Genomic DNA, 11,195 nt, shown 5'->3' with positions numbered 1-11,195 from the left:
AGCCGCTTAAATAATGGCTAAATTGGTGTTTCTTGAGCTTTTATAGATGAGATGTTTAGTACATCTTCATAAAGTGGTTTTTATGAGAGCGAATCGACCACTCAAGTACGATAACATCTTTATACGCTTCAAATTTTTCTAAAAAAGCCGATGAAAGGCGTTGGATTTTTATACAAATAGGATTAGATTTGTGGAGTGCATCACATAACTTAAAAATATTGATGCTTAAAACAACAATATAAGAATGCGAAAAACTAAAAAGGGATGCTGCTCATGACTTATTCAATCTTATTGAAAATTAATGACGTCACACATGGACAATTTGAGACCATTCGCCAGCAATTGAACGCGGGCACGCATGAAAGCCAATCTCGTATCTTGGGTGAGGTGTTATCCGAAATTGCCTGTGAAATTGTCGAGCAAGTGTTTGCGGTTTTACTGATTCAAAGCCATCAACCGACACAACTCACCCAAAAAAACACCGTTGAATCAGAAAAAATTATTCAACAGATTATTGCTGCGGTGCGTAAATATATGCCGTGGTCGATTGCCTTATTTGGCAATGAGCGTCTTTGTCCCTTTGCCAATTATTTTTCCAATATGATCAAGTATCACGATGAGCAGGTGTATGTGTCTTATCCGATTGATCGACAACTGGTACAGCAGGCACATGGTTTGGTCACGCAACTCAAGAATAATGAAATCAGTGATATGGTCGATGTATTCCAAACCTTGATCCAAATCGTGGATTTGGGGGTAACCAATTTGATTCGTGAACCGAAAAAATGTCTCAATTTTAATGCTGTGGTGGATAAAACTTTAAATGGGGTGATCAATATGACTGCACATTTAAGTTATAAGCGTTTAGAGAAAATGGGTAATCAAGTGGATAGCAATGCCGCAACGGATTGTGTCAATCATTTTTTAGCATTTATGCATGTCGATACTGAATAGAGTGTGCTAAATTCGGCGTGTACAACGCCAAAAATGATAGAAAAATTGATCTGATGAAAGGGCTTGTTGATCAAGCTCTTTTTTATGCGATCCAAAAACTAGGGTTATTAAAATGAACACCGCCGTTTTTTTAAATATTCATGCGGATACTTATGCACGTTTTGCACATATTCGGACGCAATTATTGCAAGGAAGTAAAGAAAGTCAGGCCAATGCTTTAGGCAGTGTATTGTCGGAAATGGCATGTGAAGTGATTGAACAAGTGTTTATGGTACTGCTCCAAGAGAATCAGCAATATTCGCAAACAGGCGAATCAGAAAAAGTCATTCAGCAAATTTTAGATGCGATTCGTAAATATATGCCGTGGTCGATCTCATTTTTTGGCAATGATCGTTTAATCCCTTTGGTGGAATATCTCTCCAAGACCCTACAGATTGAAGATGAACAGGTGTATATGATCTATCCTGTTGAACAACTGTTGGCACAGCAAGTCAGAACCTCTAGTCTGAAATTGGCCGAAGGCGATAGTCGCGAAATTCCAAATGCCTTAAAATTATTAACAGAAGTGATTGATGTTGGGGTAACTCATTTAATCCGTGAGCCAAAAAAATGTCTCAAGTTTAATTTTGTGGTGGATAAAACGCTGAATGGGGTCATTAATATGACCACTCATTTGGGCTATAAACGTCTAGAAAAACTGGGTGCGCAAATTGATCAGCAAGTCGCAGCAACCTATGTCGATTATTTCCTTAAATTTATGCGCCAGCAAGCATAGGTAGGACAGAGAAATGGCAAAACTCAAAACACTTGAAAATAAAGTGGTCTGGATTACAGGGGCTTCTTCTGGTTTAGGTAAAGCTTTAGCCCGTGAATGTGCCTTACAAGGGGCACAAGTGGTGCTCACTTCACGCCGTTATGATGAATTAGAAGCGGTACGGGTTGGACTACTCAAGCCAGAACAGCATCTTTCGATTGCTGCCGACATTACCGATGAAACCCAAGTCCGCCACGCGCATGATCAGGTTTTGGCCTGTAAAGGGCGGATTGATTGGTTGATCAATAATGCCGGTTTGAGTCAACGTGCCTTAATTCAGGACACCACCATGCACACTGAACGTGCCATTATGGAGGTGGACTATTTCTCGCAAGTGTTCTTTACCAAAACCGTATTACCGACCTTGCTACAACAAAAGTCGGGTCGTGTGGTGTTTGTTTCCAGTGTAGCAGGCTTATTGGGTACACAGTATCGTGCCACTTACTCTGCCGCAAAAGCAGCGATTCATATGTGGGCTAACAGTCTGCGTGCCGAAGTTGCTCCAGCAGGGGTTGAGGTGTCAGTGGTGTTCCCAGGTTTTGTGAAAACCAATGTATCCTTCAATGCTTTAAATGGCGAAGGTAAGCCCCAAGGGCATCAGGATGAAGCCATTGAAAATGGTCTAGATGCTGATGTATTTGCGGAACGGGTGGTGGAATCCTTAATGGCAGGCGAGCAATATATTGTCGTTGGCGGGAAAAAAGAGCAATTGGGTGTGTTGGTCTCTCGATTGTCACCCAACTTGTTGTATAAGATGATTCGCAAAATGAAAGTGAAATGATTGCGAATATTGTGGTTTTAAAAGGACGTGTAGGTGGAAGATAGTCAAAATTTATCTCAGCCATCTTCGAGCCATCGCGTATCGATTCCATTGATTGTCAGTTATTTGTTACTTGCTTTGCCTGCCAGCTTCTTCATTGCTGGACTTGTGGCTCAGTTATTGACCGTCACGATTTCCCATTTTGAAGGCGCTAATGGCTATGCATGGATGGGAGTCTTTATGTTGGCTGTTCCATCGATCTTTTTATCTTGTCTGATTGCTTTGCCGATCATGATTAAAAAAGTGCCTCACATTTTATCTACGACTGTCTGGATATTCGGGGGTTTAACTTTTTTTTTGGTTTTATATCTCACCAGTGTTCTCAACTAGACTGAAGTAATTGAAAATAGAGTGGATTCTAGATGCTCTGTGGAATGGTGTAATCGAATGACAATCAATAACCGCAAAAAAGCCGTTTTTAATTGGAGCGGCGGCAAAGACTCATCCTTAGCATTGTATAAAGTCTTACAGCAGGACGAGTTCGAGGTGATTGCCTTATTAACTACAGTGAATGAAGAAACCGAGTTGTCTTCGATGCATGCCATTCCACATAGGCTGCTTGAAAAGCAGGCTGAAAGTATTGGCATTCCACTTTATCCAGTGTTTTTGCCCAAAAATCTGCCTATCTATGAACAGCGTATGTTGGATGCAGCCCATCATTTTAAGGCACAGGGGGTTGAGCACTTTATCTTTGGTGATATCTATCTCAGTGATGTGCGTCAATATCGGGAAGATCGTTTACAGCCTTTAGGCATCGAAGTGGTTGAGCCAATCTGGAACCTGAACTCGACTGAAGTCATGCAAGATTTTTTGGATTCAGGGATTCAAACCAAAATTATTGTGACCGATGCCAGCAAGCTCGATGAGTCGTTTATTGGTCAAGATATCGATGCAGCTTTGCTTGAGCAAATGCCAAGTGAAGTTGATGTCTGTGGTGAAAATGGGGAGTACCATACCTTTGCTTATGCAGGCGGGTTATTTAAGTTCCCTGTTGAATTTGAGATTGCTGAAACGCGGCAAATGTCTTATGAGTTTAAGTTAGAGAATGGGGAAGAAAAAACCTATCATTATTGGCAAGCCATCTTTGCCGACTCCTAAGCAAAAATCCTGTGCTTGGCACAGGATTTTTTTAAAAATCATTAAACCCGTTATTTACTTTTTATTAAAAAAAGCTACTTGATAAAAACAAGCTATTTTTTGCACAATCATTCGGTCTTCACTGAAAAATAAGCATAATACAAAGCTCTGGCATAAGCGTGAATCGCTACCTAGATCCAAATGAATAATACTAACCTCTCTTTAGCAGTGAAGGCATGGAGATTGTACATGGAAAGACGACTTTCACTTCTGGCCAAGGAACGCACGATTGCCCATTCTGGTTATAACCGTTGGCTATTGCCTCCTGCCGCCTTAGCGATTCATCTCAGTATTGGTATGGCATATGGCTTTTCTGTGTTTTGGTTGCCATTATCCAAAGCATTGGGAATTGATGCGCCAATCGAATGTAAAAACATAGGTCTGCTTGAGCAGTTGTTCACTACAACCTGTGACTGGAGTGTGTCTACATTAAGCATTATGTACACGCTGTTTTTTGTCTTTTTAGGTTCATCCGCATTTTTGTTTGGGGGTTGGCTTGAACATGCAGGGCCGCGAAAGGCAGGCGTGGTTGCGGCATTTTGCTGGGCAAGTGGTTTGATCTTATCTGCGCTGGGTGTTTATACACATCAGTTGTGGTTATTGTGGTTAGGAGGTGGAATAGGGGGCATCGGGCTTGGGCTTGGTTATATTTCACCTGTATCTACCCTGATTAAATGGTTTCCAGACCGTCGGGGTTTAGCAACAGGTCTTGCCATTATGGGCTTTGGTGGAGGCGCCATGATTGGTGCGCCATTGGCAGATAAGTTAATGAAGCTCTTTGCAACGGATACCTCTGTGGGTGTCTGGCAAACGTTTTTGGTACTGGCTGCCGTTTATTTTATTTTCATGATTGGCGGTGCCTTTGGTTACCGCATTCCGCCTTCAAATTGGAAACCGAGTGGCTGGCAACCGACAGTAACGCAGGCGACAGGTCTTGTGACCAATCGTCACGTGCATTTAAATAAGGCATGGAAAACCAAGCAGTTCTGGTTGATTTGGGGTGTACTTTGTTTAAACGTATCTGCTGGTATAGGTATTTTAGCCATGGCTTCGCCGTTGTTACAGGAAGTATTTGGCGGACGTCTCATCGGCTTAGATGTGGGAATTAATGAATTAAATGCGGACCAAAAAATGCAGATTGCAACTTTTGCAGCAGGCTTCACGGGTTTACTGTCCTTATTTAATATTGCTGGGCGCTTCTTCTGGGCATCGACATCGGACTTTATTGGTCGTAAAAACACATATTTTATTTTTCTCGCCTTGGGTTTCTTGTTATATGTCTCGATTCCACACTTGGCACAGGCCGAAAATTTGCCATTATTCGTTTTAGCCTTCTGTGTCATCCTGTCGATGTATGGTGGTGGTTTTGCCACTGTGCCTGCTTATTTGGCTGATATTTTCGGTACCCAAATGGTTGGGGCTATTCATGGGCGTTTGCTTACCGCATGGTCTGTCGCAGGCGTATTTGGAACCTTATTGATTACCAATATTCGAGATTATCAACTGGCACATGGCATAGCTCAAGCTCAATCTTATGACACGACGATGTATATTTTGGCAGCTATGTTAGCGATTGGATTTGTACTCAATTTAATGGTCAAACCAGTTGATGAAGATCAATACATGACAGAGGCTGAATTGGCTGCTGAAAAGGCTTTGGCACATGAGAAATTACCGCAAGATTTAAGCCTGAATCATGATGTAGCACATGCGCCATCCAAGACGATTACCGTGGTACTTGCTTGGTTGGTGGTGGGGCTTCCTTTACTGGCAGGGATTTGGTTTACTTTGCAAAAGGCGATTGTTTTATTTCATTAACTTTAAAATCTAAGCTATAAAAAATGCCTCATGATTCGAGGCATTTTTTATTTTATTGGTAATACAGTAATTCCCCAATAGGCTACTGTCATCAATGTGGAGCGTTTACGATGGCAGTTCCATAGGCAAATACTTCAACCATACCACCTTGCATACCCAATTCAGTGGTGCTGAGTCGAACCCCCATAATCTGATTGGCACCCATAGCATGGGCTTCCTGCTTGAGTCGAATCACAGCTTCACGACGCGCACGTTCCACCACACTTTCATAGCTGACCAAACGCCCACCAAAGAAGTTGCGAATGGTTGCCAGTACATATTTAAAATAATCGTGTGAGATCACCACATTACTGCTGACCATATGTCCATGTGCAGAGGTTTTGACAAAGCGATTGGTATCAATCCGAATATGCGCCAATTGCTTTTCTTTCTGGTCCAGTTCGCGCAAGTGTTTTTGCTCGATATGACGACCAAAACCCCAACCGACTGAGAATAGGATCAGAAACAGGACGATCTGAAAAATGAATCCATCCATGGTTTTGCCTATGCGCCAAATGGATCTGGGAGCTTAGGGGCAACGGGTTGCACCACCACTGCTGTGCCGTAGACAAATAATTCTGATGCGCCTTGTGCAATATTTGAAGTCGAGAAACGTATCCCGACAATGGCATTGGCGCCTAAACCTTTGGCCTTATCAATCATCCGTTGAGTCGCTTCTTGGCGAGATTCTTCAAGCAGTTCGGTATAACCCGTCAACTCACCACCGACAATATTCTTTAAGCCTGCCATCAAATCACGGCCGACATGTTTACTACGAACGGTGCTGCCATACACCACATCAAGTTGACGTAAAATTTCATGCCCGGGTACAGACTCTAAACTGCTCAATAACATTGTCTTTTCTAAATCTTCAATCTATTCAGTTTGAAGATAAGAAATATTCGCAAGGGTTGCAACAAAAAAGCTCACCGAAGTGAGCTTTTTTATCCGCAAAAGATGAAATTATTTTTTTGCGTAATGTTGTTCTGAACTTGATGGCTGATGCGTTACCGTTTCACTGGTAGATGCTTTGAGGCCGCCACCTAAGGTTTTATACAGTTCAACTTGGTTGTTAAGGTTTGCTTGTTGAAGCAACAATAAACCTTGTTCAGCTGAATAAGCAGAACGCTGTGCATCCAATACGGTTAAATAGCTATCAATACCTGCACGGAAGCGGGCGTTTGAAAGTTTATATGTGGTATTGGTCGCATCAACCAAACGACGTTGCGCTGTTAAACGGTCACCAATATTGGCACGTGTTGCCAAAGCATCATTCACTTCACGGAAAGCAGACTGAACTGACTTTTCATAGTTAGCCAATGCAATTTTCTGATCGGTTTCAGAGATTTTGATGTTCGCTTTACGTGTACCCCAGTCAAAAATTGGGATATTCAGGCTTGGACCAATAGACCATACACCATTACCTGCTTTGAACAGATCGCTCAAGTCAGTTGATGCATAACCCGCAGAACCAGTTAAGCTAATCGTTGGGAACAGTTGAGCTTTAGCTGCCCCAATATTCGCACCTGCAGCACTTAACTGGTATTCAGATGCTTTCACATCTGGGCGGTTGTTGAGCAAGTCACTTGGTAAACCAGCACTAAACACGCTTTGTTGGGTGATACGCGCTACTTGTTGTTGCGGTAACAGGTTTTGTGGCACTTGCTGACCAACAAGCAAGTTCAACAAGTTTTGTGCTTGAGCAACTTGAGTCTTGTAGTTCGCAACATCATTACGTGCTGTTTCAACCGAAATTTGTGCTTGGCGCACAGGGATTTCGCTATCAATACCCACATCAAAACGTTTCTTGTTCAAGTTAAACGAGTCTTGTTGAGCTTTCAGCGTTTGATCCGCAAGTTTCAATTGTGCGTTCGCGAATGAGTAGTTCAACCAGGCTTGAGTGACTTGGCTGATCAAGCTGATCTGCGTTGCATCACGTGAGCTTTGCGTTGCAAGATAACTATCCAAAGCCGCATCTTTCAAGCTACGTACACGACCCCAGAAATCCAACTCATATGAAGTTAGGCCTAAACCGACTTGATAGGTTGAATATGGGTTATTTGGATCACGAGTAGGGGTCACTTGACGAACCGCACTACCACTTGCGCCAATCGTTGGTAACTGATTGTTTTCCGAGATTTGGTATTGCTGTTGTGCTTTTTGAATATTTAAAGCTGCAGTACGTAAATCACGGTTATTGGCAAGCGCCAGATCAATCACTTGCAGTAAACGTTGGTCAGCAAAGAAGTCTTTGTAACCTTGTTCCGCGATTGATGTTCCAGAAGCATTGCCGTAAGACGCGAAGCTTTCAGGAACATCTGAGCTTACCACAGGCTCTGGCCCGCGCATGCTTTGGCAGGCAGCCAAAGACAGCGCGAGGGCAGAGATTGCAATGCCACGACTGGAAATAGACCATACAGTTTGCATCACGATCAATGCTCCTGAGTATTTAAAGTTTTAGGTTTGTACTTAAAGATACTACGAATCCACACGAAGAATACAGGGATGAAGAAAATACCTAAAAGTGTTGAAGAAATTACACCACCAAGTACACCATAACCGACCGAGTGTTGGCTACCTGCGCCAGCACCGCTTGCTAGGGCGAGCGGTAAAACACCGAAACCGAATGCAAGTGTAGTCATGATAATTGGACGTAAACGCATTTTGGCAGCATGTAATGTTGCTTCAAAGAGTTCTTCGCCTTGTTCCTGTAATTCTTTCGCAAATTCGACGATCAAAATCGCATTCTTCGCGGATAGACCAATTACGGCAACAATTGCAACCTGGAAGTAAATGTTAAAGGATAAGTTTGGATCACCTTTAATCAGCATACCTAACCATGTCAAGGCAAATGCACCGACGATACCTAAAGGTACAACCAGCAATACCGAAACAGGTACAGACCAGCTTTCATAGAGTGCAGCAAGACACAGGAATACGATTAATAATGAAAGAACAAGAAGAGGTGCTGTTTGGCTACCAGAATCACGTTCTTCTAAAGATAAACCTGTCCATTCATAGTCGAAACCGGTTAAGCCCATAGACGGTAACTTACCAATGATTTCTTCCATTGCCAACATTGCATCACCAGAGCTGACACCCGGTGCAGGCGTACCTTGAATGTTAACAGATGATACGCCGTTATAACGCTCTAGACGTGGTGAACCATAGGTCCATTCACCTTTGGCAAAGCCAGAGAAAGGAACCATTTCGCCTTTGTTATTACGCACATACCACTTGTTCAAGTCTTCAGGCATCATGCGTGTATCCGCTTCACCTTGGACATAAACTTTCTTCACACGACCACGGTCAACGAAGTCATTGATATATGAACCACCCCAAGCCATGCTCATGGTGCTGTTAATATCGGCAATACTGACACCCATTGCACCTGCTTGCGCTTGATCAATGGTGATCTGGTACTGTGGTGTATCTTCTTGACCATTTGGACGTACACCCGCAAGACGTTTGTCTTGTGATGCCATACCTAAAATCGCATTACGAGCAGCAATGAGTTTTTCATGCCCTTGACCGCTGGCATCTTTTAACTGGATATCGAAACCAGAAGCGACACCCAATTCAGGCATTGCGGGTAACTGCAATGGCATGATGTAAGACGCATCTTTCACAATCATGTTCAATGCCATACCACGTTGAATGATGGCACCGATTTGTGATTCTGGTGTCGTACGCTCACTCCAGTCTTTTAATTTAATAAAGGCAAGACCAGCGTTTTGACCCACCCCTGTGAATGAGAAACCAGCAACTGTAAAGATTGACTCTACATTTTCTTTTTCCTTATTCAAGAAATAGCCTGTCATGGTATCGATGACTTTATCGGTTCGTTCCAAGCTCGCGCTCGGTGGTAACTGAACCAGTGTCATCACCACACCTTGGTCTTCTTCTGGTAAGAATGAAGATGGCAAAACTTTATAAATGCCAACCAAAGCGGCAATCACAACAATATAAAGTACCCCAGAGAATAACTTGTGGTGGGTCATACGATTGACACCGCCTTGGTATTTCTCCGAAAGTCTTTCAAAGCTACGGTTAAACCAACGGAAGAAACGTGCGAAAATATTGTTGCTTTCCTGCTTGTTTGGATCGTGCTGTTTTAACAAGGTTGCACATAGGGCAGGGGTAAAGGTAAGTGCTACGATCAATGACAAGATCATCGCAGTAACCAGCGTGATCGAGAATTGACGATAAATTACCCCAGTGGTTCCACTAAAGAACGCCATCGGTACGAATACCGCTGTTAACACACTGGTAATACCGACTAAGGCACCTGAAATCTGACTCATCGACTTTTCGGTCGCAGGGACAGGTTCCAGATGTTCTTCCTGCATTACCCGTTCAACGTTCTCGACCACGACAATGGCGTCATCCACCAATAGACCGATGGCCAGTACCATTGCAAACATGGTGAGGGTGTTGATTGAGAAGCCGAAGATATTAATCACGGCAAATGTACCCAACACAACCACAGGAACTGCCAATGTTGGAATAATCGTTGCGCGCCAGTTCTGTAAGAACAAGAACATTACGATAAATACCAAGACAACCGCTTCAATGAGCGTGTGCACAACACTTTCAATCGAAAGACGAATAAATGGTGTGGTGTCATAGGCTAGCTTGTCTTTTAAACCGCTCGGATAGTTATGACGTAACTCAGATAAACGTTTTTCAACCGCAGCAGCAGTATCCAATGCGTTGGCACCTGTTGCCAGTTTGATTGCGACACCACCTGCAGGTTTACCATTGAACTTTGAGTCAAATTGATAGTTATCTGAACCGAGTTCGACACGTGCAACATCACCCAAACGAACTTGTGCACCACCTGAGGTATTTTTCAGGAAGATGTTTTTAAACTGTTCAGGGGTTTGCAACATGGTTTGTGCATTTACCGTTGCGTTAAGAACTTGGCCTGCAGTTGATGGCGCACCACCGAGCTGACCCACCGCAACTTGCGAGTTTTGTGCACGAATAGCAGTTGCAACATCATTTGGCGTCAAGTTAAAGCTAGTCAGCTTTGCTGGATCTAACCAGATACGCATTGCATATGAACCACCAAATACTTGGAGTTCACCTACACCTGCCACACGACTCAGTGGCTCAGAAATATTTGAGTTCACATAGTCTTTAATGTCAGAAGCAGAAAGGCTGTTATCTGGCGAATAAAATGCAATAACTTGTAAGAAGCTTGCACCAGACTTCGTCACTTTTACACCTTGACGTTGTACGTCAGCAGGTAACAGTGCTGTAGCTGATTGCAGTTTGTTTTGAACTTGTACTTGGGCGATATCTGGATCGACACCTTGTGCGAAGTTCAAGTTAATTGATGCTTGACCATTACCCGCACTATTCGATGAAATGTAACGTAAACCATCCAAACCATTCATTTGTTGTTCAATGATTTGGGTGACCGTATTTTCAACGGTTTGTGCAGAAGCCCCAGGATAAGTTGCAGAAATCGTTACCGTGGGGGGGGCAATTGTCGGATATTGTGCAACTGGCATTTTTGTGAGCGTGATAATACCCGCCAACATAATGACCAGTGCGATCACCCAAGCGAAAATTGGGCGATGGATAAAAAATTGAGCCATGCAATCT

The 11,195-nt window shown here is 43.1% G+C and carries 10 protein-coding genes; 6 read left to right on the top strand and 4 right to left on the bottom strand.

The window, feature by feature from the left end; translation table 11 throughout:
• The first annotated feature begins 273 nt into the window (after positions 1-273).
• The 6 genes from V6E90_RS13580 (at position 274) to V6E90_RS13555 (ending at position 5,543) form a co-directional block, all read left to right on the top strand.
• The gene (locus V6E90_RS13580) at positions 274-954 is read left to right on the top strand and encodes a hypothetical protein (protein WP_016541371.1); all 681 of its coding nucleotides are present in this window, start codon (positions 274-276) and stop codon (positions 952-954) included.
• 112 nt (positions 955-1,066) lie between these two features.
• Positions 1,067-1,729, top strand: coding sequence for a hypothetical protein (locus V6E90_RS13575; RefSeq protein WP_332605626.1), 663 nt, complete (start codon positions 1,067-1,069; stop codon positions 1,727-1,729).
• A gap of 13 nt (positions 1,730-1,742) precedes the next feature.
• Complete coding sequence (locus V6E90_RS13570; RefSeq protein ID WP_332605625.1) at positions 1,743-2,549, top strand: SDR family NAD(P)-dependent oxidoreductase; 807 nt, start codon at positions 1,743-1,745, stop codon at positions 2,547-2,549.
• A gap of 33 nt (positions 2,550-2,582) precedes the next feature.
• On the top strand, positions 2,583-2,918 hold the full coding sequence (locus tag V6E90_RS13565) for a hypothetical protein (RefSeq protein WP_332605624.1): 336 nt from the start codon (positions 2,583-2,585) through the stop codon (positions 2,916-2,918).
• Between the two features lie 57 nt (positions 2,919-2,975).
• Complete coding sequence (locus V6E90_RS13560) at positions 2,976-3,686, top strand: diphthine--ammonia ligase (protein ID WP_332605623.1); 711 nt, start codon at positions 2,976-2,978, stop codon at positions 3,684-3,686.
• A 228-nt stretch (positions 3,687-3,914) separates the two neighbouring features.
• Positions 3,915-5,543, top strand: a complete 1,629-nt coding sequence (locus V6E90_RS13555; RefSeq protein ID WP_023271570.1) for an OFA family MFS transporter — start codon at positions 3,915-3,917, stop codon at positions 5,541-5,543.
• A gap of 91 nt (positions 5,544-5,634) precedes the next feature.
• On the opposite strand, the gene V6E90_RS13550 is transcribed toward V6E90_RS13555, so the two are convergent.
• From V6E90_RS13550 to adeJ, 4 genes are all read right to left on the bottom strand, one after another.
• The gene (locus V6E90_RS13550; protein WP_278493655.1) at positions 5,635-6,078 is read right to left on the bottom strand and encodes a YbjQ family protein; all 444 of its coding nucleotides are present in this window, start codon (positions 6,076-6,078) and stop codon (positions 5,635-5,637) included.
• A gap of 8 nt (positions 6,079-6,086) precedes the next feature.
• The gene (locus V6E90_RS13545) at positions 6,087-6,437 is read right to left on the bottom strand and encodes a YbjQ family protein (RefSeq protein ID WP_005296351.1); all 351 of its coding nucleotides are present in this window, start codon (positions 6,435-6,437) and stop codon (positions 6,087-6,089) included.
• Between the two features lie 108 nt (positions 6,438-6,545).
• On the bottom strand, positions 6,546-8,009 hold the full coding sequence (gene adeK, locus V6E90_RS13540; RefSeq protein ID WP_332605812.1) for a multidrug efflux RND transporter AdeIJK outer membrane channel subunit AdeK: 1,464 nt from the start codon (positions 8,007-8,009) through the stop codon (positions 6,546-6,548).
• Between the two features lie 5 nt (positions 8,010-8,014).
• Positions 8,015-11,188 carry a multidrug efflux RND transporter permease subunit AdeJ gene (gene adeJ, locus V6E90_RS13535; RefSeq protein ID WP_004755952.1) on the bottom strand — a complete coding sequence of 1,058 codons (3,174 nt, stop codon included), beginning with the start codon at positions 11,186-11,188 and terminating at the stop codon, positions 8,015-8,017.
• Between the last annotated feature and the right edge of the window lie 7 nt (positions 11,189-11,195).

Source organism: Acinetobacter sp. ESBL14 (assembly GCF_036668815.1).
In the GTDB taxonomy this organism is placed as follows: domain Bacteria; phylum Pseudomonadota; class Gammaproteobacteria; order Pseudomonadales; family Moraxellaceae; genus Acinetobacter; species Acinetobacter gyllenbergii.
This window is presented reverse-complemented; position numbering and strand designations above follow the sequence as displayed.

Coding starts and splice junctions, on each gene's coding strand:
- V6E90_RS13580 (WP_016541371.1), top strand. CDS start 274: ATGACTTATTCAATCTTATTGAAAATTAATGACGTCACACATGGACAA.
- V6E90_RS13575 (WP_332605626.1), top strand. CDS start 1,067: ATGAACACCGCCGTTTTTTTAAATATTCATGCGGATACTTATGCACGT.
- V6E90_RS13570 (WP_332605625.1), top strand. CDS start 1,743: ATGGCAAAACTCAAAACACTTGAAAATAAAGTGGTCTGGATTACAGGG.
- V6E90_RS13560 (WP_332605623.1), top strand. CDS start 2,976: ATGACAATCAATAACCGCAAAAAAGCCGTTTTTAATTGGAGCGGCGGC.
- V6E90_RS13555 (WP_023271570.1), top strand. CDS start 3,915: ATGGAAAGACGACTTTCACTTCTGGCCAAGGAACGCACGATTGCCCAT.
- V6E90_RS13550 (WP_278493655.1), bottom strand. CDS start 6,078: ATGGATGGATTCATTTTTCAGATCGTCCTGTTTCTGATCCTATTCTCA.
- V6E90_RS13545 (WP_005296351.1), bottom strand. CDS start 6,437: ATGTTATTGAGCAGTTTAGAGTCTGTACCCGGGCATGAAATTTTACGT.
- adeK (WP_332605812.1), bottom strand. CDS start 8,009: ATGCAAACTGTATGGTCTATTTCCAGTCGTGGCATTGCAATCTCTGCC.
- adeJ (WP_004755952.1), bottom strand. CDS start 11,188: ATGGCTCAATTTTTTATCCATCGCCCAATTTTCGCTTGGGTGATCGCA.